The sequence below is a fragment of the Curtobacterium sp. VKM Ac-2865 genome, assembly GCF_015350905.1.
Lineage (GTDB): Bacteria > Actinomycetota > Actinomycetes > Actinomycetales > Microbacteriaceae > Curtobacterium.
In genome coordinates this window covers 18,187-43,903 of sequence record NZ_JADKRZ010000007.1, presented here as the reverse complement: position 1 = coordinate 43,903, position 25,717 = coordinate 18,187, and the positions used below count along the sequence as shown (strand labels likewise).

At 69.5% G+C, this 25,717-nt stretch carries 21 protein-coding genes and 1 tRNA gene; 8 read left to right on the top strand and 14 right to left on the bottom strand.

The window, feature by feature from the left end; genetic code table 11:
• Nucleotides 1–77: 77 nt before the first annotated feature.
• Together ITJ54_RS15900 and ITJ54_RS15895 are read right to left on the bottom strand one after the other, a co-directional pair.
• The gene (locus tag ITJ54_RS15900) at nt 78–539 is read right to left on the bottom strand and encodes a RidA family protein (protein ID WP_194629941.1); all 462 of its coding nucleotides are present in this window, start codon (nt 537–539) and stop codon (nt 78–80) included.
• Nucleotides 536–694: a DUF4177 domain-containing protein gene (locus ITJ54_RS15895; protein WP_111106559.1), complete on the bottom strand. Its 159-nt coding sequence runs from the start codon at nt 692–694 to the stop codon at nt 536–538. The genes ITJ54_RS15900 and ITJ54_RS15895 overlap by 4 nt, the downstream gene beginning before the upstream one ends.
• Before the next feature lie 50 nt (nt 695–744).
• Between ITJ54_RS15895 and ITJ54_RS15890 the strand changes: the two genes are divergently transcribed.
• Together ITJ54_RS15890 and ITJ54_RS15885 are read left to right on the top strand one after the other, a co-directional pair.
• Nucleotides 745–3,306: a transglycosylase domain-containing protein gene (locus ITJ54_RS15890; RefSeq protein WP_194629940.1), complete on the top strand. Its 2,562-nt coding sequence runs from the start codon at nt 745–747 to the stop codon at nt 3,304–3,306.
• Nucleotides 3,303–4,259, top strand: a complete 957-nt coding sequence (locus ITJ54_RS15885; RefSeq protein ID WP_194629939.1) for a metallophosphoesterase — start codon at nt 3,303–3,305, stop codon at nt 4,257–4,259. The genes ITJ54_RS15890 and ITJ54_RS15885 overlap by 4 nt, the downstream gene beginning before the upstream one ends.
• Nucleotides 4,260–4,301: 42 nt before the next feature.
• Here ITJ54_RS15885 and ITJ54_RS18480 read toward each other — a convergent pair whose 3' ends face one another.
• On the bottom strand, nt 4,302–4,538 hold the full coding sequence (locus tag ITJ54_RS18480) for a peptidoglycan-binding domain-containing protein (protein ID WP_416354917.1): 237 nt from the start codon (nt 4,536–4,538) through the stop codon (nt 4,302–4,304).
• A 476-nt stretch (nt 4,539–5,014) separates the two neighbouring features.
• Here ITJ54_RS18480 and ITJ54_RS15875 point away from each other — a divergent pair.
• The 6 genes from ITJ54_RS15875 to ITJ54_RS18385 all read left to right on the top strand — a co-directional run bounded on the left by ITJ54_RS15875 (nt 5,015) and on the right by ITJ54_RS18385 (nt 11,326).
• Nucleotides 5,015–5,088 (top strand) — tRNA-Pro (locus tag ITJ54_RS15875).
• A 205-nt stretch (nt 5,089–5,293) separates the two neighbouring features.
• Nucleotides 5,294–6,334 carry a hypothetical protein gene (locus ITJ54_RS15870; protein ID WP_194629937.1) on the top strand — a complete coding sequence of 347 codons (1,041 nt, stop codon included), beginning with the start codon at nt 5,294–5,296 and terminating at the stop codon, nt 6,332–6,334.
• A gap of 10 nt (nt 6,335–6,344) precedes the next feature.
• A complete protein-coding gene (locus ITJ54_RS15865; protein ID WP_194629936.1) occupies nt 6,345–8,669 on the top strand; it encodes a glycoside hydrolase domain-containing protein in 2,325 nt (774 codons plus the stop codon).
• Between the two features lie 546 nt (nt 8,670–9,215).
• Nucleotides 9,216–9,593, top strand: coding sequence for a hypothetical protein (locus ITJ54_RS15860; protein WP_194629935.1), 378 nt, complete (start codon nt 9,216–9,218; stop codon nt 9,591–9,593).
• A gap of 87 nt (nt 9,594–9,680) precedes the next feature.
• Nucleotides 9,681–10,706, top strand: coding sequence for a sensor histidine kinase (locus tag ITJ54_RS15855; protein WP_194629934.1), 1,026 nt, complete (start codon nt 9,681–9,683; stop codon nt 10,704–10,706).
• Nucleotides 10,703–11,326: a response regulator transcription factor gene (locus ITJ54_RS18385; protein WP_194629933.1), complete on the top strand. Its 624-nt coding sequence runs from the start codon at nt 10,703–10,705 to the stop codon at nt 11,324–11,326. Before ITJ54_RS15855 ends, ITJ54_RS18385 begins: the two co-directional genes overlap by 4 nt.
• A 121-nt stretch (nt 11,327–11,447) precedes the next feature.
• On the opposite strand, the gene ITJ54_RS15845 is transcribed toward ITJ54_RS18385, so the two are convergent.
• From ITJ54_RS15845 to ITJ54_RS15795, 11 genes are all read right to left on the bottom strand, one after another.
• Nucleotides 11,448–12,488 (bottom strand): LLM class flavin-dependent oxidoreductase, encoded by a 1,041-nt coding sequence (locus tag ITJ54_RS15845; protein WP_194629931.1) that lies wholly within the window; start codon nt 12,486–12,488, stop codon nt 11,448–11,450.
• Nucleotides 12,489–12,952: 464 nt separating this feature from the next.
• Complete coding sequence (locus tag ITJ54_RS15840) at nt 12,953–13,585, bottom strand: thymidine kinase (protein WP_194629929.1); 633 nt, start codon at nt 13,583–13,585, stop codon at nt 12,953–12,955.
• Nucleotides 13,585–14,286 carry a DNA-binding response regulator gene (locus tag ITJ54_RS15835; protein ID WP_071270285.1) on the bottom strand — a complete coding sequence of 234 codons (702 nt, stop codon included), beginning with the start codon at nt 14,284–14,286 and terminating at the stop codon, nt 13,585–13,587. Before ITJ54_RS15835 ends, ITJ54_RS15840 begins: the two co-directional genes overlap by 1 nt.
• Entirely contained in the window at nt 14,273–15,406 is a 1,134-nt protein-coding gene (locus ITJ54_RS15830; protein WP_194629927.1) for a hypothetical protein, read from the bottom strand. Before ITJ54_RS15830 ends, ITJ54_RS15835 begins: the two co-directional genes overlap by 14 nt.
• Nucleotides 15,403–16,632: a sensor histidine kinase gene (locus ITJ54_RS15825; protein ID WP_194629925.1), complete on the bottom strand. Its 1,230-nt coding sequence runs from the start codon at nt 16,630–16,632 to the stop codon at nt 15,403–15,405. Before ITJ54_RS15825 ends, ITJ54_RS15830 begins: the two co-directional genes overlap by 4 nt.
• Before the next feature lie 168 nt (nt 16,633–16,800).
• Nucleotides 16,801–17,937, bottom strand: a complete 1,137-nt coding sequence (locus tag ITJ54_RS15820) for an Rv2578c family radical SAM protein (RefSeq protein WP_194629923.1) — start codon at nt 17,935–17,937, stop codon at nt 16,801–16,803.
• 66 nt (nt 17,938–18,003) lie between these two features.
• Nucleotides 18,004–19,491, bottom strand: coding sequence for a malate:quinone oxidoreductase (locus ITJ54_RS15815; RefSeq protein WP_194629921.1), 1,488 nt, complete (start codon nt 19,489–19,491; stop codon nt 18,004–18,006).
• A 122-nt stretch (nt 19,492–19,613) separates the two neighbouring features.
• Entirely contained in the window at nt 19,614–20,669 is a 1,056-nt protein-coding gene (locus tag ITJ54_RS15810) for an aspartate-semialdehyde dehydrogenase (RefSeq protein ID WP_194629919.1), read from the bottom strand.
• 22 nt (nt 20,670–20,691) lie between these two features.
• The gene (locus tag ITJ54_RS15805; protein ID WP_071270270.1) at nt 20,692–21,957 is read right to left on the bottom strand and encodes an aspartate kinase; all 1,266 of its coding nucleotides are present in this window, start codon (nt 21,955–21,957) and stop codon (nt 20,692–20,694) included.
• Between the two features lie 127 nt (nt 21,958–22,084).
• Nucleotides 22,085–22,684: a recombination mediator RecR gene (gene recR / locus ITJ54_RS15800; protein WP_194629917.1), complete on the bottom strand. Its 600-nt coding sequence runs from the start codon at nt 22,682–22,684 to the stop codon at nt 22,085–22,087.
• Nucleotides 22,684–25,698, bottom strand: a complete 3,015-nt coding sequence (locus ITJ54_RS15795) for a DNA polymerase III subunit gamma and tau (RefSeq protein ID WP_323741759.1) — start codon at nt 25,696–25,698, stop codon at nt 22,684–22,686. Before ITJ54_RS15795 ends, recR begins: the two co-directional genes overlap by 1 nt.
• Nucleotides 25,699–25,717: the final 19 nt, after the last annotated feature.

Below are 25,717 nucleotides of genomic sequence, written 5' to 3'. Positions count from 1 at the left end.
ACGCAGGAAGAGCCTCCCGTCCCGACCGGACTGGAGGCTCTTCCTGCGTGTGCGGACGCGTCGCGTCCGACGGTGGTTCAGTCCGTCAGCTCGACGACCAGCTCGACCTCGACGGGGGCGTCGAGCGGGAGCACCGCGACGCCGACGGCGCTGCGAGCGTGGACGCCCGCCTCGCCGAAGACGTCGCCGACCAGCTGCGACGCACCGTTGGCGACACCCGGCTGCCCGGTGAACGACGGGTCCGACGCCACGAAGACCGTGAGCTTGACCACGCGGGCGACCCGGTCGAGCGACCCGGCGACGCTCTGCACGGCGGCGAGCCCGTTCAGGGCGGCCTGGCGGGCCTGCGCCGTCGCGGTCGCGGCGTCGACATCCGAGCCGACCTTGCCGGTGACGGGGAGTGCTCCGTCGACGAACGGCAGCTGCCCCGCCGTGTACACGTACCGTCCCGTGACGACCGCGGGCACGTAGGCGGCGACGGGTGCGGCGACCGCGGGGATCGTCAGGCCGAGCTCCGCGAGCCGGTCGGAGACGCTCACGCCTGGGCCTTCGGACGCTTCAGGTAGGCGACGAGCCCGCCCTCGGGACCGGTGACGATCTGGACCAGCTCCCAGCCCTCGTCGCCGTAGTTGTTGAGGATGGCGGTGGTGTTGTGGATCATCAAGGGCGTGGTGAAGTACTCCCAGCGAGTCATGCGGTTCCTTGCCAGCCTTTCAGTCGTGGGTGTCGTTTAGGCTGCATCCTATGTCTGCCCAGAAGACGTCTGCATCGCGGACCAAGCCCGTCTCTGCAGTCGGCGCCTTCATCGGTTTCACCGGCTTCAGCGTGCTCGCCGGCCTCCTGGTCACCATCGGGGTCACGCCGGCCATCGCGGTCGCCGGCGTCACGACGACGTCGACGATCGGTGTGTTCGAGTCACTGCCCGAGTACATCGAGATCGGTGAGCTCCCGCAGCGCAACGAGATCTACGCCTACGCGAACGGCAAGCCGGTCCACCTCGCCTCGGTCTACGACCAGAACCGCGAGGAGCTGAAGTTCGACGAGATCAGCGACCAGCTGAAGAACGCCGCCGTCGACGGCGAGGACAAGCGCTTCTACGACCACGGCGGCGTCGACATGACGTCGCTCGTCCGCGCTGGTGTCGGCAGTGTCGCCGGCGGCCTCGGCGAGTCGGGCGGTGGGTCGACGCTGACGATGCAGCTCGTCCGCAACATCAAGATGCAGGAAGCCCTCGAGCTCCCCACGCAGAAGGAACGCGAGAAGGCATACAACGCCGCCGTCGAGCAGTCGATCTCCCGCAAGCTCGAGGAGATGAAGCTCGCGATCGGCCTGGCGAAGAAGTACTCGCACGAGCAGATCCTCACCGCGTACCTCAACATCGCCTACTTCGGTGACCAGACGTACGGCGTGCAGGCCGCGGCGCAGCACTACTTCAACAAGAACGCCACGGACCTCACGCCGCAGGAAGCCGCCTCGATCCTGGCGATCGTGCAGTCGCCGAACCAGCGCAACCTGTCGACCCCGAAGAACTACGAGGCCAACGTCGGGCGCCGCAACGTCATCCTGAAGTCGATGTTCGCGCAGAAGCACCTGACGCAGGAGCAGTTCGACGCTGCCATCGCCTCGAAGCCCGCTGACTACGTGCACCTGACCGAGCCGACCCAGGGCTGCCAGGCGGCCGCGGGCAACGGCGCGCAGTTCTTCTGCGACTACGCCGTCAAGGTCGTCAAGCAGATGTCGCAGCTCGGTGGCTCCGAGAAGGACCGCGCCACCGCATGGCGCAACGGCGGCTACACGATCCAGACCACGCTGGACATCAACCTGAACGGGCAGCAGAAGGACCTGCTGAACAAGTACGACCCGAACACGGAGAGCCGCTTCAAGCTCGGCGCCGCGTTCGACTCGGTCGAGGCCTCGTCCGGGCGCATCCTGACGATGGCGCAGAACAAGGACTACGACCAGTCCATCCAGTCCCCGCCAACGGCGACGTCGATCAACTACAGCGTGGACAAGGAGTACGGCGGGTCGATCGGGTTCCAGACCGGGTCGACGTACAAGGTGTTCACGCTGCTCGACTGGCTGAAGGACGGCCACGGGCTCAACGAGACCGTGAACGGCACGCCGCACAACATCAACACCTGGACGCACTGCGGGGCGCCGGACTACACCACCTACGGGCCGAAGAACGACTCGGCGGGTGAAGCAGGCAACTACACCGTCGCCCGCGCCACCGCGCTGTCCGTGAACGCCGCGTTCGCGTCGATGGCATCCAAACTCGACCTCTGCGACATCAAGCAGACCGCAGAGGACCTCGGCGTCCACTCTGCTGACGAGAAGACGGAGCTGAACTCCTACCCGTCGTCGATCCTCGGGACGAACAACATCGCCCCGCTGACGATGGCCTCCGCGTACGCGACGATCTCGAACGGCGGTACCTACTGCAAGCCGATCGCCATCGACAACATCACGAACGCGCAGGGCAAGAGCCTCGGCGGCCAGCCCAAGGAGTGCAAGCAGGTCCTCGACCCGAGCGTCGCCGCGACCGCCGCGTTCGCCCTCAAGGGCACCATCAAGTACGGCACAGCGGTGGGCGCACAGACCCCGGACGGCACCGAGCTCTTCGCCAAGACCGGTACCACCGACGACGCCGACCAGATCTGGCTCGTGGGCGGCAGCACGAAGGTCGCCACCGCCTACTGGCAGGGCAACACCGACGGTGCCAAGATCAACCTCCGCCACTTCTACAGCGGCGCGGGCGGTTCCTACGCCAGTGCCCGTGCCGGGGTCTGGGAGCAGGCCATGGCGCCGATCAACCAGCTCCACCCGGCTGGGCCGTTCCCGGCTCCGAGCCAGACCGCGATCCGCGGGAACAGCAACCCGGTGCCGAACCTCGCGGGCAAGACGGCCGAAGAGGCCCGCTCCCTCGTGGCGTCGTCCGGCTTCACGTACGTCGACGGCGGCGTGCAGGCCGGCGGCGGGACCGCCGGAACGGTGTCGTCCACCTCCCCCGCGGCCGGGTCGCTGCTGTCGCGCGGCTCCAGCGTCACGGTGTTCACGACCGACGGCTCCCAGGCCACCGTGCCCAACGTCGGCAACCGCCCCGTCAACGAGGCCCGCTCGACGCTGAACTCGGCGGGCTTCGGGAACGTGGCCGTGTCCGACCAGTTCGAACGGGGCAACTCCAAGCAGCTCTGCCGCGTCGCAGCGATCGACCCAGCCGCCGGTGCGAACGCCGCGAAGTCGACGCCGATCACCCTGAAGCTGTTCGGTGACAAGGACGGCAAGCCCGGAAAGAACTGCAAGTGACGGCTGCCCGCGCCGGGCTCGGCGTCCTCGCAGCCGGCGCGGTCGTCGGTGCGGGCTCCGCGGCCTGGGGTGCCCTCGTCGAACGGCGGCGGTTCGGCATCCGGTGGGAGACCGTCCCCGTGCTGCCGCCAGGCTCGCGCGACGTGGTCGTCCTGCACCTCTCGGACATCCACATGGCCCCCTGGCAGGCGGACAAGCAGCAGTGGCTGCGCGACCTCAGCCTCGTCGAGCCGGACTTCATCGTGAACACCGGTGACAACCTCGGGCACGAGACCGCCAACACGGCGGTGGAGTACGCGCTCGAGCCCTTCCGCGGCGTCCCCGGCGCGTTCGTCTACGGGTCGAACGACTTCTACGGCCCCTCCCCGCGCAACCCGCTCAAGTACTTCGGTGGCCCGAGCGCGATGCACGCCAAGGCCCGTGCGGTCGACCTCGACGTCGAGCGGCAGACGGCGTTCTTCGAGTCGCTCGGCTGGCTCGACCTCAACGACAAGGCCCGCGCGATCGAGGTCCGCGGCTCACGCTTCGAGCTCTTCGGCACGTCTGACGCGCACCGCGACTGGGACCGCCTCGACGTCCTGCCGACCAACGTGGACGAGATGCGCAGCGACGTCCCGTGGTCCGAGGACGAGGACGGCCCCGCGCCGGTCTCCATCGGTGTCACGCACGCTCCCTACCGCCGCGTCCTCGACGCCTTCGTCACGCAGGGTGCCGACGTCATCTTCGCCGGGCACACGCACGGCGGCCAGGTCGCGGTCCCCGGTGTCGGCGCACTCGTCACGAACAGCGACCTTCCCCGCCGGTACGCCAGCGGCCTGCACCAGTGGCAGAGCCGGACGCACTGGTCGTGGCTGAACGTCTCCGCCGGCCTCGGGACGTCGATCTACGCACCCGTGCGCTTCGCCGTCCGCCCCGAGGCCGTCGTGGTCACCCTGACGGCCCGGACCGCTTGACAGGGCTGTCCGGCCCCAGGGCTCCCACGCAGCATGAGTGGGTCAGAACAGGGAACCGCAGCCGGCTCGCTTCTGGACCGGGCTCATGCTGCCCTGCCGATGGCTGCACAACAGCCCCCAGGTGCCTGACCCGACGATCCCATCGGAGGTGACCCACCAGTCACCCTGAAACTGGCGTACAGACCAGTCCGTCGCTGGCCCGAAACTGCCATCGACCGTGATCTTGGGTCGACTGTTCCTGAATTCGTCGTAGTTCAAGATCGCTTGTATGTTCTTCACACAATCGCCTGTCGACTTCGCTTGGAACACCCGCGCTACGCAGCCACTCGGCGCCGCGTTTGCCGGGGCGCTGACGATGAGTGGAGCGGCCACAGCGGCGCAAGCCGCGATGCCGACGACAATTCTTGTCCTGAGGTTCTTCAACGTCTCCTGCTCTCTGCACGCATCAACCTGCGCGCGGAACAACGATGGACAGCCGCTCCCACAGGTGTCAATCCATTCAGCGCCCCTGCGTCCTTCGACACATCCGACGCATTTGCAGTAGCCGAAATGATGCCAGGGGGTTGCCCTGACCGTCACACCACGCGGGATGTCTCGGCCCCCACACAGCCGGGGCCGATACCCGGGATGCGGCTCGTGGCTGCCGAGGCCCGCACGGAACTGACCCCGGCCCCATCTCGTTGCCACGATGGTCACGACCACCCCTGTCTATCGGGTAGACTTTCGAGGTCGCTCCGTCAGGGGTGATCACACCTCGGGGTGTGGCGCAGCTTGGTAGCGCGCCTCGTTCGGGACGAGGAGGTCGCAGGTTCAAATCCTGTCACCCCGACAGATGAAGGCCCGGGTCCGATTGGATCCGGGCCTTCTGCCGTTGCGTTGAGCTCCTGCCTGCCCGCAGGAGAACCGCGCTCGGGCCGGCTACAACCGAGGACACATCCCGCGATGGTGGACTCCAAGGGCGCCTGACTCTTCCCTACACTGAAATCTCGCACTCGATGTTTGGGGAGACAGTGAGACTTTCACGTCGATCGTTCATGCTCGGAAGCGGAGCCGTTGGACTCAGCACACCGCTGACGACGAGCAAGAGAGCCACAGCCGCAACCCGCGACGAAGGGGTCAGCCTTCCACTCGAGGTCGTCCCGCACGTCACAACGAGCTACATCTTCGACCCGCAGTACGCATCAGTACTTCCGTACGCAGAACTCTTCGCGGTCGAGGTCAGCGGCGATGCCGCCGCGCTGACCGGGTCGGTCATCGAAGTGGATTTCGACTCCAGGGTCGCTTCACCGGTCGACGGAGGGAGTGTGCTCAGGGCGGGAAGGCAGATGCTCCACCTGCCGGTCACCGTCAGCGGGAGCGCCGACAGTGGGACCCTCACGATTCCCCTCCCTACGCTCGAAGGTTCAACCACAGGGGTCCACGAGAACGTGACAGTCGGAATCCCCCTCAACCGCACCGCACGTTTTCCGAACGACGCGGTCGATGGTCCGCGTGCATCGGTCATCCGAATTCGCAACCGATCAGATCGCGTGACCAACGAGATGACAGTACTCGCCGATCCACCAGCGCCGGTGACCGGTTCTGTGTGGGGCGCTTCGGTCGCTGTCGTCTGGGACGACATCGCCTTGCGCGGCGACCACTCGGCTGGTCGGTACTCGATCCCAGCCTTCGTCCGCGTCGACAGCATCGGCCCTGGTGCAGTGCCTGCGGGGACACAGATCGTCGTCGATGTCGATGCCGCCCTCGTCCGGCTGGTGGTCGACCAGGTGTTCGCGGGAGATGACCCGCTCGACGTACTCGAGGTGGACCAAACGGTGACCACCAACGGAGGCGCCCGGACGACAGCGCTGACACTCCGAGATCCACTGCCAGCCCGTTCGTCTCTGAGCATCGCGCTCTCCGCGGTTGCAACCCCGTCCGTCGCAGAGCTCCGTGACCTCAACTTCGCTCGAGTGTCGGTCACGGGATCGATTCCGAGCAACCCGCTCCAGCGAGTGACTGGGTCGGAGGCTGCGTCCCCTGTGTCGGACTCCGGGCGCCCCCGAGCCGATTCCGCCTTCACGAGCACGATCTAGGGACGAAACGATGGCTGACCTCTGGGTGATGAACTCACAGAAGTGGTTGAACTCGACGTATGCGGCGGTCAGTGGTGTCCCTCGGGTCGTCGAGGACGGCATCACAGGCTGGGGGACGATGTACGCACTGACCCGTGCGCTCCAGCATGAACTCGGCATCACTGCACTCTCGGACACCTTCGGTCCGACAACTCAGACGACGTACTCGTCCAAAGTGGGTTCGGTGAGCTCGGCGACGAAACCGAAGATCATCGGCATCCTGCAGTGCGCGCTCTGGTGCAAGGGCTACACCGGAGGAACCACGATCGGGGCGTGGGACGAAGTGATCGCAGCGTCGGTCGGGAACGTGCGCAACGACATCGGCCTGGCGCCTGGTGTGCGCGTGGACGTGAAACTCATGAAGTCACTCCTCACGCTGGACGCCTACGTACGGATCGGCGTCGGGACCGAGCTGGTTCGGGCCGGACAGCAGTGGCTCAACTCCCGTTACACGAACCGCGCGGACTACTACATCGTCCCGTGCGACGGGCGCTTCACCCGGGACGTGCAGCGGGGGCTCATGTTGGCCATCCAGTACGAGCTGAACATGGTGGACGGAGTGGCGAACGGCAACTTCGGCCCGGGCACACAGACAGGTCTTCGCGAGCAGGGACGAGTCAGTTCAGGGACGACGGAAGGGAGCAAGAAGTTCGTCTCGTTGTTCCAACTTGCTCTTGCATTCAACGGCTCCGCAGTTCCTCGTACAGGAACCTTCGATGCTGCGACCCGAAGCGCCACGCTTGCGTTCCAGAACTTCCTCGAGATCACGTCGACCGGGGCCGGAGACTTCGACACATGGGCTGCGCTTCTCGTGAGCACGGGCAATCCGGACCGACCGGTGATCGGCTTCGACACGACCACCGCGCTGACTCCGACCTTCGCTGCTGCCCGGTACGACGATGGCTTCCGCGTAGTAGGTCGCTATCTCACGGTGACCGAGAAATCGATCGTTCCCGGTGAACTCGACACGCTCTTCGCGGCCGGCCTCAAGCTCGTCCCGATCTTCCAGAACTTCAACAACGGTCCGCAGTACTTCACGCGCGCACTCGGCCTCGATCACGGGCGTCAGGCCGCGATCCGTGCACGACAGCTGGGCCTTCGCGAAGGTGTGACCATCTTCTTCGCTGTCGACTACGACGCCTTCGAGACGGAGATCGACGCCCTGCTCGTCCCGTACTTCGAGGGTGTGCGCGACGGTCTCGCGCATTCCGTCTCACAGATCTACAGGGTCGGCGTGTACGCAACCAGGAACATCGCCGCGGGCGTCGCCAAACGGGGTCTTGCCTCTGCCATCTGGGTGAGCGGCATGTCCACGGGATACAGCGGCAATCTCGGGTACCCGATGCCAGCCGGGTGGTGGTACAACCAGATCCAGGAGCTCAAATCCATCAACATCGACCGGAACGCCGTTTCCAGCCACGCGCAACCGACCGGCCGTGATCTGGTGATGCGCGTTCCGGATCAGGACGAAGGAACGCGAGCGCTGCACTGGCGTCTCGTCGAGACCCAGATGCTCGCCGAGACCGCGCTCAAATCGCAGAATCAGGGCGTCTTCTCGAACAACATGGCGAACACCCTGGTGTTCTCGTTCTTGATGAGCGACAAGTACCGCTATGGTCCGTTCTTGATCTACACACCCTGGCCGGAGGACCGGCCCGGAATGCCATCGGCCCCCTTGAGCAGAGCGCGCGAGCAGTACTTCGCAGCTGCCGGTGCTGTCAGCAACCTCATCCCGCAGTACGCCGGGGACCTCGAGCACCTGGCCGTGGTGACGCAGGGCCTGAACTACTGGCCGAGCGATGCTGGTAGGGACGTCGTCGGGCTGAGCGACCTGGGGGGCTGGGCGCTCGACACTGTGCAACTCTGGGCCAACTTCTGCAAGTTCCAGCAGGGAGAGGGGGTCAAGAAGTTCGTCGAACACAATCTCGGCGGTACCGACTCAACGACATCGGAGTTCACGATGGTCGATCTCATCTCAGACGCAGACGGCTTCCTCATCGGAGTGGAGACGAGACTTCAGACATCATTTGCGGACAGTTTCGCGGCCCTGCTGGTCCGACTCCCCGAACCGGCTGATCGCATTGCGGAGTTCCTCCATCGTCGTTTCGATCGAGACGGCGTCACGCTCAGGCAGTCCATCATCGGCAACATCGAATCGCTGTGGCACGGCAAGATCTGGCCGGAGATACCCCGCGAGGGCTTCCAGGAAGGCCAGGTCGACCCGACAAGCGATCAACTGACGGAGTTCGCGAAGGCCTGCGCTGACACGCTCCTCACCCGCGCCGGAATCAGCTGAATGCGTCTGCAATTGATTGCGCATCCTGCCCGTGTCGGGGTGTCCATCGCCGTCACAGCGGCCGCGGCGCCGATCGAGATGGTCGTCGGAGGCTTCGCTGGAGCTTTCGGCAACTGGGTGCAGTTCTCCGCAGGGGTCAACGCCAGCGAATCCGCCGGGTGGTGGATGTGTGGCCTCCTCATCGCGCACATCGTGCTGGTCTTGGTGACGGTGCGACCGGAACCTGCCACAACGATCCGTTGGCTGTCAGCGATCGCGACCGCGGTCGGTCTCGGGACGTCGTTGCTCTGGGGCGGAGTCTTGTTGTTCCTCCTGGCTCTCGGAGGCGACAGCCCCCGGTCTTCGTTGTCGAGCGCGATCAGCATCGGAGTGCCGTTCCTGCACATCGGGCTGTTCATCGCTGCTGTCCTCATTGCTTCACGACGACCGACAGCTGGGAACTCAGCAGCGACTCGTGGCCTCTCTCGGTAGCTGCGCGCCCGTCACCCCACCCCTTGCTGTCCGAAGGTCATCGGCGGGGCGCTCCAGTTGAGGACGATCTCGACGGTGGTCGCGCGGACGGCCGCGGCGGCTGCAGCGGTCGCGATCTGCGGGCTGGTCGGACTGGCCGGGAGCGCGCTGTCTCGGCTCGGGAGCGCCACTCGCGGCGGGATCGCCGCGGGGTGGCTGATGGTGGGGGCGTCGGTGTTCCTGCTCGTGGCCACGTCCTTCGTCCCAGCCGCCCCACCGTGGGCCAGCTGGAACTGGTTCCGTGCGTTCATCGGCCTGATCGGGACGCCACTCGCGTTCGCCGTCGCGATGACGAACTACACGGTCGGATTCGCAGTTCGTCGCCCGAAGCGCCGCTGGCTGACGGTCGCCGTGCTCTCGATCGTGCCCGGGCTGATGATCGCGCTGTACGGCCTCCTCGATCCGTTGTCGTGACCTCCGCACAGCGCGGCCTACGTCCGACGACACATCGGGGCCGCGCTGCTCTGTTGGAGGCGGTCGCACCGCTACCGTGAACCGGACATGGACATCCCCGATCGCCTCGCCCCCGTCCTGCAACGCATCGCCGCGACGTCCCCGGACCTCGGCGACGACCCGGCCCTGGCGGCCAGCCTGGTCGAGAACGTCACCTCGATGCTCGCCGACGCGCACCGGCACTACGCCGACGGACACGACGCCTCGATCACGAGCGACCAGCTCCTGGCGGACGAGCATCTGGCGACTGGGGCCCTGCACGCCGAGCGCATGCAGCACCCGGCCGGCGCGATGCTCGCGGCCGAGGTGCTCTTCGACGAGTACCTGCCGGTGTTCGTCGACGAGGTCGGTGCGGAGACCCCGGCCGAGCTGTTGCGTGCCTCCAGAGCCCTCCACTCGGGCATCTGGCGACGCTTCCCCGCCGGCGCCATCGCCTACACCGAAGCGCTACGCCAACGCGTCACGACGGCGAACCTCGACTCGCGAGCTCACATCGCCCGTGACCTGCACGACCGGGTCGCCCACGGGATCCTGGCCGGGCTGCAGCGCATCGACCTGGCGCTGCTCACCGATCCCCCGGCGCCCGAGCGGACAGCGCAGCTCGAGGCCGCAGCCGCTCAGCTCCGACGCGCCCTCGGTGACGTGCAGAACCTGGCAGTCGCCCTGCACGCCCGCGTCGGCGACGACCTGCTCGACGCCGCCCTGGCACGGCACACGGCGGACCTGTTCCCGGAGACCGACCACGTCTCGATCGTGTCGCACGGCACGCCGGTCCAGATCGTGAACTGGCGGGCCGAGGAGTCGCTGACGATCCTGCTCGAGGCACTGACGAACTGGTGGAAGCACGCCCGCGACGCAGCCGTCCGCGTCGACTTCACCTGGGCTGACAACTCGATCACGGTCGTGGTGCAGGACGAGGGGCCCGGGTTCGACCAGGACGCGCTCGCCCCGGGCCGGCTCGGGCAGTCGACGATGCGAGAGCGCGCTGCCTTGATCGGGGCCACCCTCGACGTCGTCAGCGCGCCGGGCACGGGGACGACGGTGACGCTCGTCGTGCCCACGGGAGCGCTGTGAACCACGCCGTCACGCACGTCGCGATCGTCGACGACCACCGGCTCTTCCGCGAGGGACTCGCGACGATCCTGGCCTCGGTGCCCACGATCCGCGTCGTCGCGCACGGTGAACGACCCGCCGACGTGCTCGACGGGCCCGAGAGCACGGCCATCGACGTGCTCCTGCTCGACGTCGAGCTCGACGGGCCCCCGGCCCGCACCACGATCGCGACCGTGCGGCGGAACCACCCGCACATCGCCGTGGTCGTCTTGACGATGCACCGCGACGCGGTCCTCCGGCGTGCGCTGCTCGACTCCGGCGCCGTGGACTACGTGACGAAGGACACGCCCAGCCGCGAGCTCGTCGAACGGATCGTCCGGGCGAGCACCCGGCCGGGCACCCCCGTCACCTTCCCGGTCGACGTCGTCACGGACGCTCGTGCCGGCTCAGCGCTGAGCGACCGCGAGGTCGAGGTGCTCCGGCTGGTCGCCGCCGCGCGGTCGAACGCCGAGATCGCCGCTGACCTCGGGCTCGCCGTGGGAACGGTGAAGCGCCACGTCTACAACGTGTTCCGCAAGCTCGACGTGACCAGCCGCGTGGGAGCCGTGGCGACGGCCACGCGACTCGGCCTGCTCAGCTGACCCGAGCCTCCCGGCATGCGAACGAGGGAGCAGGAATCGTCGAGTGGGTCCATCGGACCCGACGTTTCCTGCTCCCTCGATGCGGCAGCGACGCGCGCGACGCGCGGTACGGCGCGACCCCTTACGCGACCGCGACCGCGCGCCGGACCAGCCGGCCAGCCGCGTGCAGCGACGCCACGACGTCGAGCGCCTGGTGCCGGTACCGCGCCTGCGCAGCACCCGGTGCCACGATCACGCCGTTCGCCCCGGTGGACTCCACCAGCGCGTTGATCTTGTCGGCGACCTGGTCGGCCGTGCCGTACGCCTGACGCTCGGTGCGGGCGGCGATGAACCGGCGCTCGAGGTCGCTGAACTGGTACGCCCGGGCCTCGTCCATCGAGACCGGCTCGGGCTTGGTGCCCTGACGCATCCGGATGAACGAGATCATGCCGGGTGCGGACTGCTCGTCGACGACGGCGGGGTCCTCGTCCGTGACGACCTGCACGCCGATCAGTGCGTTCGGCTCGGACCGGAAGCGCGACGGCCGGAACGAGTCGCGGTAGAGCGCGAGCGCGGCCTCGGTGTTGTCGGAGGCGAAGTGGTGCGCGAACGCGAACGAGATGCCGAGCGCACCGGCGACCTGGGCGCTGTACCCGGAGGACCCGAGCAGCCAGAACTCCGGCACGTCGCCGTAGCCGGGCACCGCGCGGATGCGGGACAGCGGGTTCTCCGCGTCCATGCCGGTGAAGAAGCCGATGAGGTCCGCCAGGCGCTCGGGGAAGTCGTCCACGTCGAGGCGGTCGGTGCGGCGGAGGGCCATCGCGGTCGCGCCGTCGGTCCCGGGGGCACGTCCGAGGCCGAGGTCGACGCGGTCGCCGTAGAGCGCCCGGAGCGTGCCGAACTGCTCAGCGATGACCAGCGGCGCGTGGTTCGGCAGCATCACGCCGCCGGATCCGATGCGGATCGTCTTCGTGGCGGCTCCCACGGCGCTCAGGAGGACTGCGGGGGCCGAGGAGGTGATCCCGGGCATGCCGTGGTGTTCGGCGACCCAGAAGCGCTCGTAGCCGAGGCCCTCGGCATGGACCGCCATGTCGATGGACCCCTGCAGGGCCTCGGTGTTGGACTGGCCGTACTCACGCGTGGCCAGGTCGAGGACGGACAGGTGCAGGGAATCGTCGCTCATGGCAGGTTGAACGCCCGCCACGGAGTGGGCATTCCGCGCCGGGCGGTCACGACGACGGACGGGAGGCTCGGGGCGCGACTGGTCACGACATCCCGGCGGCGGTCTGCCGAGTGGTCATGTCACGTCGCTCGGCGCCGCCTGCGGCGACGGTTCGCGACCATTCGGCGGACGTGAGCGGGGCGTCATGACCCCTCACGACGACGGACGGGAGGCTCGGGGCGGGTCCGGCACCGAGCCTCCTCCCCAGCGCGGAGCAGGGTCGGGCGCGCGACTGGTCAGGACACCCCGGCGGCGGTCTGCCGAGTGGTCATGTCACGTCGCTCGGCGCCGCCTGCGGCGACGGTTCGCGACCATTCGGCGGACGTGAGCGGGGCGTCATGACCCCTCACGACGACGGACGGGAGGCGCGGCGCGGGTCCGGCACCGAGCCTCCCGTCCGGTACGCGGTTGCGTGACGCGAGCGGTCAGCCGAGGTCGCCGTCGAGGCGACCGCCGGACTCCGTCAGGTAGCAGTTGGCGCAGAGGGACTCGTACTCCACGTCGACGCCGTCGATCGCGACCTGCGAGCCGTCGAACACGAAGGCACCGTCGACCTTGCGCGCGTTGAAGACCGCCTTGCGGCCGCAGCGGCAGATGGTCTTGAGCTCCTCGAGCGAGTGCGCGAGCTCCAGCAGGCGTCGGCTGCCCGGGAAGGCCTCGGTCCGGAAGTCCGTGCGGATGCCGTAGGCGATCACAGGGACGTCGTCGAGGACCGCGATCCGCAGCAGGTCGTCGACCTGGTGGGGCGTCAGGAACTGGGCCTCGTCGACGAGCACGCAGCTCACGGGGCGGACCATGCCGTCGAGCTGGTCGGAGGCGGGATCGACGGCGCCGGCCGCGGCCACGGCGGTGCGGACGTCGTCCTCAGCTGCGAACACGACGTCGACCTGCCGTGTGACCCCGAGGCGGGAGACGATCTCGCGGTCCCCCTTGGTGTCGACGCCGGGCTTGGCGAGGAGCACCCGCTGGCCGCGTTCCTCGTAGTTGTACGCGGCCTGCAGCAGGCCCGTGCTCTTGCCGCTGTTCATGGCCCCGTAGCGGAAGTACAGCTTGGCCACTAGGAGAGGAAGCCGTCCTCCGCCGCACGACGGATCAGGTCGGACTTCTTCGACGCCGGGCGCCCCACCTTGGCGTACTTCTCACGCACGCGGCGCAGGTACGTCTTCGCGGTCTCGTACTGCACGTTCATCTGCGCGGCGACCTCGTTCGTGGAGTAGCCGGAGACGTAGAGCCGCAGGGCCTCTTCTTCGCCGTGGCTGAGCTTGGGGCGCTGGTGCGCCGTCGCCCCGGTCGGCAGCGGACGCCACTCGCGCTGCGGCGGGGTCTCGCGCGCCACGCCCATGACGTCACGGGCGACGTCCATGACCTCGCGCATCGGCAGCGACTTCGACAGGAACGCCGAGGCACCGGCAGCGAGGGCACGGTCGCGGGACTCGCGGGTGTCGAGGCTCGAGAGCACGACGACCTTCGCGCCGGCGGCACGGCAGGTGCGCACGCGGGCCTCGATCGAGACGGGTTCCTTGAGCTGGAAGTCGAGGAACACCAGGTCGGTCGGGAAGCTGTCGCTGTGGACCATCTCGAGCCAGGTGTGCGCGGTCAGTGCGAGGTCGAAGTCGAAGGCGTTGACGGCGATCCAGCTGGACAGGCTGTCGAGCAGGACCTCGTGGTCGTCGAGGATGGCCAGTCGTACTCGGCGCGATCCGGGGTTCGGAAGGGCCGGCATGCCCTCCGAGAGCCTGTTCGGGTCAGTGCTGGTCATAGGAGAACCTTAATGCGAGGGCGGACGGGCGGACGGCGACGTCGAGGTCCGGGAACGTCACGCGGAGGACGGCGAAGTAGGGGTCGAAGGCACGGTGGATGCCGACGTCGGAGTCGGCCACCACGGCCTCGACGCCGACGTCGACGCGGTCGTCGGGTCGACGTGCAACCGTGACGTGGAACCCGGCGGGGTCGACGGTCGACGCCCGGAGTACGGCACGCAGGAACGTCCGGACGACCGTGCGCTGGTCGGCGTCGAGCGCGGCGATGAGCCCGTCGGCGTCGTCGATCGTGGCCGCTGCCCCGCCCTCGGCCCGGACGGCCTGCTGCAGCCAGGTCCGGTCGGCATCGGCGACCATCACGCGGCGGATGCCGTCGGCGATCGTGCGTGCCCTGGCCCGGTCGGCGTCGGTGATCGTCTCGCGGGTGCGCAGCTCGGCGAAGAACGGCGCGACGTCCTCGGCGAGGATCGAGGAGCGGTCCTGCTCGACGCTCTCGGCGATGCCGTCGCGTTCGGCACGCTCGACGGAGTACGACCCCGCACGGATCTGCACCCGCTCGGCCAGGCCGGCGAACGTCCACGCGAAGACCACGGCAGCAGCGGTCAGCACGAGGGTCGGAGCGGCGGCGAGGAACGCGGACACCGCGGCGGGAACGGCGTGCGGGAAGACGGTCGCGGCGACGCCCCAGGTCACGGCGTCGACGGCGGCCAGCACGACGCCGCCGACGACGAGGTCGAGCCACGGACGGTAGGGCGCCGCCATCACGATCCCCGTGGCGGTCAGCAGCGACATGAAGTCGTTCAGTGCGTTGCGGTCCGGGCCCCACTGCGCGGCGACGCTCGCGACGACGGCGGTGCCGAGGAGCGCCACGTGCGCGATGAACGCCCACCGCGGGAACGGCGCTCGGAACGGACTCGACGCGACGATCACGACCGCGGTCGACGCCGCGACGAGCAGCACCGCGACGGCGCTGAGGGTGGGGCTGCCGATGACGTCACGGTCGAAGAGCGACACGAGGATCGCCCAGAGCACCCCTGCGGCACCGAGGACGACGACGAGCGGCCGTGACCCCATCGCGCCGAGCGGGTCGTACTGCTGCGCGGTCCTGGAGCCCCTCACGCGGACTCCTGCAGGCCGTCGGTCTCACCGTGGCCGATGACGCGCACCGGGGTGGTGGTGGTGGCATACGGCACCGACATCATCACGCTCGTGCCGCTGCCGGGTGACGTCCACACCTGGACGTCCCCGCCGACGCGGCCGATGCGCTCGCGGACGGAGTTGCGCAGGCCCATGCGGTCGGAGCCGGTCTGCTGCTCGTCGAACCCGCGGCCGTCGTCGACCACCATCACGGTGCAGGCGGTGCCGTCGTCGAAGACGCTCACCTCTGCCGAGTCGGTGCCGGAGTGCTTCCGGACGTTGGCCAGGCAGGCACCGACGGCGCGGACCAGGGCCGTCAGGGACGGGGGCTCGAGCCTGGCGAGTGCAGCGGGGTCCCCCGTGACCAGGACCTGGAGCCCCTCGCCCCGGTGTTCCTCGATGACGTGCTCGAAGGCGTCGACCGCCGCGCTGTCACCGGTGTCGTGCGGTCCGCTCGCCAGCCAGGCCTTGCCGGTGAGCATCGCGAAGTCGGCGTCCACCGTGCGGGCGAGCTGTTCGTCCATCGGGCCGGCGGGCGCGAGGGCGATCGCGCCGAGGTGGTTCAGCACGGTGTCGTGCAGGATCGCGGAGGCCTCGGACTCGACGCCAGCGCGGTAGGCGGAGACGTGCTCTTCGCGTGCGGAGCGGAGGAGCTCAGGCTGGACGCGCTGCGACCGCGTGGTGCTGCGTCCGCCGACCAGGACGATGCCCGCCACGAACGCCAGCGTCATCCACGCGAGCACGAGGGGGTGGGCGGGTCCGCCGGTCTGCGCGGTGGCGATGCCCGTCGCGACCCGTCCGACCGCGAGCCCGCCGATCGACCACAGGACCACACGACCGGGGACCGCGCCGGCCCCACCGACCAGGACGAGCGGGACGACGACGAGCGAGAGCAGGTAGGACGTCACCCACGGCACCGCGATGTCCCGCTGCACGACGAGCGAGAACCACCAGGCGCAGACACCACCGACCAGCAGGAAGGCGACCGCGGAGCGCCACGTGCCGAACTGCACGTGGACGCCGATCATCGCGAGCATCGGCAGCAGGGCGACCAGCGCCCACACCACCCGGACGTCGGTGTCCGTCAGGACGAAGAGCAGGAGCGTCACGGCTGCGGCCAGCAGCGACCCGATGGCCGCCGCGTGGAAGGCCCGCACGGTCGACCACGCGTTCACTCGCGGAGCGAGATGCGTGGGGATGCCGAGCACGGTGCATCTCCTTCCGGGAGCCAGGAAGCGCCGCCCACGATCCAACCACCATCGACGCGGTCGTGTACCCCGGATCGGGTACCGGATGACGACTGCTTCGATGATAGCGGCAGGGGTCTGACGTTCGATGTCCCCCGAAGACGCCCCGTCGAAGGCCCTTGGCCGGCGTCAGAACAGCGTCGGTACGCCGTTCGTGATCCCGGTACGACGGCGGTCCCAGCCGGGGTCGGCACGCTTCAGCGGGGAGATGCCCGCCTCCCTGTCGCTGCCGGGCCCCTCCACGCCGAGTGCGACCGGCCGGACGTCCACCGGGCCGTCGGAGAACCCCATCGAGCCCGTCGCCGGGTCGACCCGGCCGAGCCCCACCCCGTGCGCGCGCATGATCGGGCGGATGCGCTCGGCGAGCCAGCGGCGGTAGTCCTTCGGCGCGTACGTGTTGTCGAGGTACATCGCGCGGTAGCGGGCGACGAGGTCCGGGTGCGTGCGCCCCAGCCACTCCATGTACCACGGCTTGACGCCGGGCTTCAGGTGGAGCGCCGAGTACATCAGGCTCGTGGCTCCGGCAGCCGCCGCGCGCCCGATCGCGTCGTCGAGGTGGGCGATGGTGTCCGTGACGTAGGGCAGCACGGGCATCAGGAACACCGAGCACGGCAGACCGGCGTCGACCACGGCCCGGACCGTCGCCAGGCGCGCCGAGGTGGTCGGCGTACCCGGCTCGACGGACTGCTGCAGGTCGTCGTCGTACACGGCGATGGACATCGCGACGTCGACCGGCACGGTCCGGGCGGCCTCGACCAGCAGCGGGATGTCCCGCCGGAGGAGCGTGCCCTTCGTCAGGATGCTGAACGGCGTGCCGGACTCGGCGAGGGCCTCGATGATGCCGGGCATCAGGCGGTACCGGCCCTCTGCCCGCTGGTACGGGTCGGTGTTCGTGCCGAGGGCGACCGGGTGGCGGTCCCAGCTCGGCTTGGCCAGTTCGCGGCGTAGCACCTCGGCCACGTTCGTCTTGACGACGATCTGCTGGTCGAAGTCGGCGCCGGCGTCGAACTCGAGGTACGTGTGGGTCGGCCGGGCGAAGCAGTAGACGCAGGCGTGGCTGCAGCCGCGGTAGGGGTTGATCGTCATCCCCCAGGTGTCCCCGTCGACGCCGTCGACACGGTTCAGCGCGGACTTCGCCAGGACCTCGTGGAAGGTGACGTCTGCGAACTCCGGCGTCGTGACGCTCCGGACGAACCCGCTGTTCGACTCGAGCCCCGGCAGGGCGTCACTGAGCGTCGCGTCGATCGCCTGCCCGTTCCATCGCATCGCGCCATTCGAACACACGTTCGAACACGACGCAACTCGGGACGGGTCAGTTCGACCCGGCGTGGATCAGTGGTGCAGTCCGAGCACCGCGGCCGTGCGGCCGAGGGTCTCGTCGGCGAGGGCGGCGTCCGCGCCGAGGTCCTTGCCGTAGGTCGGCACCATCACGCGCACGGCGTCCTCCCAGCGGTCCCAGCGGTCGGGGAAGCACGTCCGGAGCAGCCCGAGCATGATCGGCACCGCGGTCGATGCCCCGGGCGACGCACCGAGCAGCCCGGCGATGGAGCCGTCGGCTGCCGTGATGACCTCTGTCCCGAACTGCAGGACGCCGCCCTTGTCCTTGTCGGGCTTGATGACCTGCACGCGCTGCCCGGCGATGATCTTGTGCCAGTTCTCGGGTTCGGCGCTCGGCATGAAGTCGCGCAGGGCGTCGAACTTGGTCGACTTCGACGCGAGCAGCTGCCCGATCAGGTAGCGGAGCAGGTCGAAGTTCGAGAACGCGACGCTCAGCATCGGGCGCAGGTTGTGCGGACGGATCGACCGGAACAGGTCGAGCACCGACCCCTGCTTGAGGAACTTGGGGCTGAAGCCGGCGTACGGGCCGAACATCAGCGAAGCACTGCCGTCGACGATGCGGGTGTCGAGGTGCGGCACGGACATCGGCGGGGCGCCGACACTGGCCTTGCCGTAGACCTTCGCCGCGTGCTTCTGGACGACCTCGGGGTCGTCGGTGCGGAGGAACTCCCCCGACACCGGGAACCCGCCGTAGCCGCGGATCTCCGGGATGCCGGACTTCTGCAGCAGCTGCAGTGCTCCGCCGCCGGCACCGACGAAGACGAACTTCGCGGCGATCTTCTGCGGCGAGCGGCCGATCTCGTTCACGACGTCGAGCGCCCAGCCGTCGAACTCCTTGCCCCGGCTGATGTTCCGCACGCGGTGGCTCGGCTCGAACTCGACGCCGTCGACCTCGAGCTGGTCGAAGAGCTGCCGGGTGAGCGACCCGAAGTCGACGTCCGACCCGGCGGCCGAGTACGTCGCCGCGATGGGCTGGTCCTTCTTGCGGCCGGGGATGAGCGCCGGGGCCCACTTGCGGATCTGCTCGGCGTCGTCGCTGAACTCGAGCCCGGCGAACAGGGGGTGGTCCTTCATGGCCTCGTACCGAGCGCGCATGTAGGCGACGTTGTCCGCACCCCAGACGAAGGAGATGTGCGGCGTCGGGTTGATGAAGTTCGACGGGTCGGGCAGCGTGCCGGTCTCGACGAGGAACGACCAGAACTGCCGCGAGACCTGGAACTGCTCGTTGACGTTGACGGCCTTCGTGATCTCCACGCGGCCGTCGGGCAGCTCAGGCGTGTAGTTCAGCTCGCAGAGCGCGGAGTGCCCGGTCCCCGCGTTGTTCCAGGGGTTCGAGCTCTCCTGCGCCACGCTGCCGAGGCGCTCGTACACCCGGATCTTCCACGAGGGCTCCAGCCGGTGGATGAGTGCGCCCAACGTGGCGCTCATGATCCCGCCCCCGATGAGGACGACGTCGATCGGGTCCACCTGCTTCACTGCCACCAGACGATCCTAGCGTCGGGTGCTGACAGCGCGACGGGTGATCGAGATGGTTCGGGGATGACGGACAGGAGGCCCGGTGCCAGCTGGCACCGGGCCTCCCGTCCGTCAGGTGGTGGGGTCCGTCAGACGGCGACCGCGCGTCGCGCGACCACGACCTCGGCGATCTGGACGGCGTTCAGCGCCGCCCCCTTCCGGAGGTTGTCGTTGCTGACGAACAGGACCAGGCCGCGGCCCTCGGGAGCGGACTGGTCGGCGCGGATGCGCCCGACGAACGTCGGGTCCTGCCCGGCGGCCTGCAGCGGGGTCGGGACGTCGGAGAGCTCGACGCCGGGTGCAGCAGCGAGGACCTCGGTGGCACGCTCCGGCGACAGCGGCCGGGTGAACTCGGCGTGCACCGAGATCGAGTGGCCGGTGAAGACCGGCACGCGGACGCAGGTGCCGGCGACGAGCAGGTCGGGGAGCTCGAGGATCTTCCGGCTCTCGTTGCGGAGCTTCTTCTCCTCGTCGGTCTCGCCGAGGCCGTCGTCGACGATGCTGCCGGCGAGCGGGATGACGTCGAACGCGATGGGTCGGACGTACTTGACCGGCTCCGGGAACGTCACGGCGCTGCCGTCGTGCGTGAGGGCCGCGGTGTCCTGGTCGAGTGCCGCGCGGGCCTGGTCGAGGAGCTCCTCGACGCCGGCGAGCCCACTGCCCGAGACCGCCTGGTACGTGGTCGCGACGAGCCGCTGCAGCCCGGCCTCGGTGTCGAGGACCTTCAGCACCGGCATGATCGCCATCGTCGTGCAGTTCGGGTTCGCGATGATGCCCTTGCCCGCGTCGTCGATGGCGTGCGGGTTCACCTCGCTGACGACGAGCGGGACCTCGGGGTCCATGCGCCAGGCGCTGGAGTTGTCGATCACCAGGGCGCCGGCGGCGGCGAACCGTGGCGCGAGCGCACGAGAGGCAGTGGCACCGGCCGAGAACAGCGCGATGTCGATGCCCGACGGGTCGGCGGTCTCGCTGTCCTCGACCACGACGTCCTGCCCGCGGAAGGACAGGGTCGTGCCGGCGGACCGGGCACTGGCGAAGAAGCGGACGGTGGTGGCCGGGAAGTCGCGCTCCTCGAGCAGGCGACGCATCACGGCGCCGACCTGGCCGGTGGCGCCGACGACGGCGACGGTGAGTTCTGCGGTCATGGGTGGCTCCTGGTGGTGCGGGTCAGCGGCCGGTGCCGGCGTAGACGACGGCCTCGCTGTCGGCGTCGAGACCGAAGGCCTCGTGCACGACGCGCATGGCCTCGTTCAGGGTGTCGGCGCGGGTGACGACCGAGATGCGGATCTCGGACGTGGAGATCATCTCGATGTTGATGGACGCCTGGTGCAGCGCGCGGAAGAGCTCGGCGGACACCCCTGCGTTCGTGCGCATGCCGGCGCCGACCAGGGCGAGCTTGCCGATCTGGTCGTCGTACTGGATGCTCTCGAAGCCGATGTCCGCCTTCGCGACACCGAGTGCGGTCAGGACGTTCTGGCCCTGGTCCTTCGGCAACGTGAAGGAGATGTCGGTGCGACCGGTGGAGGCCGCCGACACGTTCTGCACGATCATGTCGATGTTCGCACCGGCACGGGCGACGATCGTGAAGATCTCCGCCGCCTTGCCGGGCTGGTCGGGCACGCCGACGACGGTGATCTTGCCCTCGGAGAGGTCTCCGGCGATGCCGGTGATGATCGGTTCTTCCACGGTTTCCCCCTTCGCAGGGTTGTAGACGATGGTGCCCTCGGCGTTGGAGAACGACGAACGGACGTGGAGGGTGACGCCGTGCCGCCTGGCGTACTCGACGGCGCGGATGTAGAGGACCTTGGCGCCGGACGCCGCGAGCTCGAGCATCTCCTCGCTCGTGATGCGGTCGATCTTGCGCGCCTTGGGCACGATGCGCGGGTCGGCGGAGAAGATGCCGTCCACGTCGGTGTAGATCTCGCAGATGTCGGCGTCGAGGGCGGCTGCGAGTGCGACCGCCGTGGTGTCCGATCCACCGCGGCCGAGCGTGGTGATCTCGCCCGTCGTGCGGTTGAAGCCCTGGAACCCGGCGACGATCGCCACGTGGCCGGCGTCGAGCGCCTCACGCACGCGCTTCGGGGTGACGTCGACGATGCGGGCCTTGCCGTGCTGGGCGTCGGTGAGCATGCCGGCCTGGCTGCCCGTGTAGGACGAGGCCTCGACGCCCTGGCTCTTGATCGCCATCGCGAGCAGCGCCATCGAGATGCGCTCCCCCGCGGTGAGCAGCATGTCGAGCTCACGGCCGGCCGGGATCGGGGTGACCTGGTGCGCGAGGTCGACCAGCTCGTCGGTGGTGTCGCCCATCGCCGAGACCGCCACGACGACGTCGTTGCCGGCCTTCTTCGTCTCGACGATCCGCTTCGCCACGCGCTTGATGCTCTCCGCGTCCGCGACGGAGGAGCCACCGAACTTCTGCACGATCAAGGCCACGGGCGGGTACTCCTGGGACGAGGTGGTCCGCGACGGGCGCGGCTTGCGACAATCGTAGACGCTGTTTCGGGGATGTTGCGTGCGAGCGGGCCTCGGCGCAACGATCGTGCGTGGCGGCGCCGGTTGGTCAGCCGCCGACGACGCGCCGGCCCTCGAACGCACGGCCGAGGGTGACCTCGTCCGCGTACTCGAGGTCGCCGCCGACGGGCAGTCCGGACGCCAGGCGGGTCGTCCTGATGCCCATCGGCACGAGCAGCCGGCTGAGGTAGGTCGCCGTGGCCTCGCCCTCGAGGTTGGGGTCGGTCGCGATGATGACCTCGTCCACGGTGCCGTCGGCCAGTCGGGTCATGAGCTGCTGGATCCGGAGGTCGTCCGGGCCGACGCCGTCGATCGGGCTGATCGCGCCGCCGAGCACGTGGTACAGCCCGCGGAACTCGCGGGTGCGCTCGATCGCGGCGACGTCCTTCGCTTCCTCGACCACGCAGATGGTCTGGGGCTGGCGGCGGGGGTCGCGGCAGATGCTGCAGCGCACCGACTCGGTCACGTTGCCGCAGACCTCGCAGAACCGGACCCGCTCCTTGACGTCCGCGAGCAGTTCGGCGAGCCGGGCCGGGTCGAACGACTCGTTCTGCAGGATGTGGAAGGCGATGCGCTGTGCCGACTTCGGGCCGATGCCGGGGAGGCGACCGAACTCGTCGATGAGGTCCTGGACGATGCCGTCGTACATCAGTTGCCTTCGCTCAGGGTGGTCTCCTCGATGAACTGTGCGCCGAGGATCTCACGCACGACGGCCTCGCCGTAGCGACCCGGTACAGGTGCACGGCGCGGCTGCTGGGCCGGTGCCTGCTGCGCCGGACGCTGCTGCGCGGGCGCCGACGATGCCGGAGCCTGCTGGGCCGACGCCTGCTGGGCCGGCGCCTGCTGCGTCGGGGCCTGCTGCGTCGGGGCCTGCTGGGTCGGGGCCGGACCGGCTGCACGACCGCCGAACCCGGGGTCGGGGAACGGGGCGCCGTCGTCGTAGGGGGCGTCGTCGAAGGGACCGTCGTCCATCGGGTAGTCGTCGACCGGGACGTCCGCGCCGGGCGCCGCTGAACCGGGTGCTGCGGCGGAGCGCTGCTGCGCGTCCTGGGTGCCGGGGGCAGTCGCGCTGCCAGCGGGCGCCGTAGCCGGGGAGCCCGTGCGCGACGCTGCCGCGGCGTCCGGAGTCGTGGCGGTGGTCGGGGCGACGGTCTCCGACGGCCCGGTCGACCCGAAGGGCGCTCCCCAGGCTGGCTCGACGCCCTCTGGGACAGCGCCGGTGCTCGGGTCCGTGGACGGGATCGTCGCGACGGCCCACTCAGTCACCGGGTCGTTGGACACCGGCGTCGACTCGACGGGCGGCGGGGACTCGGGCTGCGTCGGCGCAGACGGCCGGGACTCGGCCTGTGGCTCGCGGACGACCGGCTGCTGCGCGGGCTGCTCGGGCACGCTGCGCGGTGCCTCCTGCTGCGGCTGGGTCTCCGGCGCGGTGGCCGCGGGTGAGGACGATGCCTGCTGGGCGGACGTGGGGCGCTCGGGCGCGTCCTCGACCGGGGTCGGGGCGGGTGCCGGTGCCGGTGCCTGTGCCGGTGCCGGTGCCGGTGTGGACGCCGCTGCAGGGGTCGGTGCCGACTGGACCGGCGCGGAACGCTGCGCGGCCGCCACGGGCTGGTCGCGCGGCGGTTCGGCCGGACGCTGCTGCCCGGGCCCGCCGGCACCACCGGGGCCACGTGCGACGAACTTCACCCGGAACCCGAGCACGTCGAGGATCGCCGCACGGACGAGCTCACTGACGCTGGTCGACGGGTCGGCCATCTCCTTGAACGAGGCGACGTCCTGCTGGCTCGGGAACGTCAGCGTGAGGACGTCGTCGCGCAGCGCGGTCACCTGCGCCGTGACGACGACGGTCCAGGCGGAGCGCTTGGCGTGCTGCACGTGCTCGAGGACCTGCGACCAGGCGTCCCGCATCTGCTGCAGCCCGACGGGCGCGATCGGACGGACCGCCGGCTCGGAGCCGATGACCGTGCCCTGACCGGTGGACGACGAGGACGCGTGCTCGCTCGGCGCCGACCCCGTGGAGGCCGGTCGGTCCGTGGCCACCGCGGTCGGGGACGCATCGGTGCCCGGCGTCGACGACGAGGGCCCAGACGCCCCGGACGACGCAGGCGACCCGGACGACGCAGACGACCCGGACGAAGCAGCGGCCCCGGAGGAGTCCGGTGCACCCGTCGAGTCCGCACGGCCCGGAGCCACAGCGGCCCACGAGGCGGCGGCGTCCTGTGCGGCCGAGGCGGCTGCCGGGCCACCGGCCGCAGTCTCAGCAGACGTCGACGACCCCGAGGAGGACGACGACCCGGACGATGCCCCGATCGCCCCGATCGTGTCCGGCGCGCTGCTGGCGCTCGTCGACACGGGCTCCGACTGCCGGACCGGCTGCATCGAGGACGAGGCCGGCACGGTCGACGACGACGCGGCGTCACGCACCGGCGCGGCAGCAGGCGCTGCCGACGGAGCTGCCGACTTGAGCACCGCTGGACCACCGCTGTGGCCCCCGGCGTCACCGACACCGACTCGGCGTTCCAGCCGCTCGACCCGTGCGAGCGCACCGCGCTGGGAGTCGTCCGCTTCGGGGACCAGCATCCGCGCGACCATCAGCTCGAGGTGCAGCCGCGGCGAGGTCGCGCCCGTCATGTCGGTGAGGGCCCGGTTCGCGATGTCCGCGCCACGGGACAGCCCCGTCGCGCCGAACACGCCGGCCTGCCGGGACATGGTGTCGAGCTCCTCCGGAGAGACCCCGCGCAGGACCGCGCCGGCGCTCTCGTTCGTCGCGGCGACGACGATGAGGTCACGGAGGCGTTCGAGCAGGTCCTCGACGAAGCGGCGGGGGTCCTGCCCGGTCTGCACGACGCGGTCGACGGCGGCGAAGGCCGAGCCCGGGTCCGCGACGGCGAGTGCGTCGACGACGTCGTCGAGGAGCGCGCTGTCGGTGTACCCGAGCAGGGCGACGGCACGCTCGTACCGGAGCGCTCCGTCTTCGCTGCCGGCGATGAGCTGGTCGAGCAGGGAGAGGGTGTCGCGGACGGATCCGCCGCCGGCCCGGACGACGAGGGGCAGCACGCCGGGAGCCACGGTGACGGACTCCTGCGTGCAGAGCTGCTCGACGTACTCGAGCATCGCGGCGGGCGGGACGAGCCGGAAGGGGTAGTGGTGTGTGCGCGACCGGATCGTCCCGATGACCTTCTCGGGTTCGGTGGTGGCGAAGATGAACTTGACGTGCTCGGGCGGTTCCTCGACCAGCTTGAGCAGCGCGTTGAAGCCCTGCGGCGTGACCATGTGGGCTTCGTCGAGGATGAAGATCTTGTAGCGGTCGCGCGCCGGGGCGAACACGGCGCGGTCGCGGAGGTCGCGGGCGTCGTCGACACCGTTGTGGCTGGCGGCGTCGATCTCGATGACGTCGAGCGAACCGCTGCCGCCGCGCGCGAGCTCGACGCAGCTCGGGCAGACGCCGCACGGGGTGTCGGTGGGGCCCTCGGCGCAGTTCAGGCAGCGCGCGAGGATGCGCGCCGACGTCGTCTTGCCGCAGCCGCGCGGCCCGCTGAACAGGTACGCGTGGTTGACACGGTTGGTGCGGAGCGCCGTGCGGAGCGGGTCGGTGACCTGCGACTGCCCGATGAGCTCGGCGAAGTTCTCAGGCCGGTAACGGCGATACAGGGCGGTGACCACGCGACAAGGGTAGCCGGGA

Excerpts from the sequence above, each read along its gene's own strand:
- ITJ54_RS15845 (WP_194629931.1), bottom strand. The coding sequence starts at position 12,488 with ATGAGCGACGATTCCCTGCACCTGTCCGTCCTCGACCTGGCCACGCGT.
- ITJ54_RS15855 (WP_194629934.1), top strand. The coding sequence starts at position 9,681 with ATGGACATCCCCGATCGCCTCGCCCCCGTCCTGCAACGCATCGCCGCG.
- ITJ54_RS15890 (WP_194629940.1), top strand. The coding sequence starts at position 745 with ATGTCTGCCCAGAAGACGTCTGCATCGCGGACCAAGCCCGTCTCTGCA.
- ITJ54_RS15895 (WP_111106559.1), bottom strand. The coding sequence starts at position 694 with ATGACTCGCTGGGAGTACTTCACCACGCCCTTGATGATCCACAACACC.
- ITJ54_RS15820 (WP_194629923.1), bottom strand. The coding sequence starts at position 17,937 with ATGCGATGGAACGGGCAGGCGATCGACGCGACGCTCAGTGACGCCCTG.
- ITJ54_RS15835 (WP_071270285.1), bottom strand. The coding sequence starts at position 14,286 with ATGACCAGCACTGACCCGAACAGGCTCTCGGAGGGCATGCCGGCCCTT.
- ITJ54_RS15810 (WP_194629919.1), bottom strand. The coding sequence starts at position 20,669 with ATGACCGCAGAACTCACCGTCGCCGTCGTCGGCGCCACCGGCCAGGTC.
- ITJ54_RS15865 (WP_194629936.1), top strand. The coding sequence starts at position 6,345 with ATGGCTGACCTCTGGGTGATGAACTCACAGAAGTGGTTGAACTCGACG.
- recR (WP_194629917.1), bottom strand. The coding sequence starts at position 22,684 with ATGTACGACGGCATCGTCCAGGACCTCATCGACGAGTTCGGTCGCCTC.
- ITJ54_RS15870 (WP_194629937.1), top strand. The coding sequence starts at position 5,294 with ATGCTCGGAAGCGGAGCCGTTGGACTCAGCACACCGCTGACGACGAGC.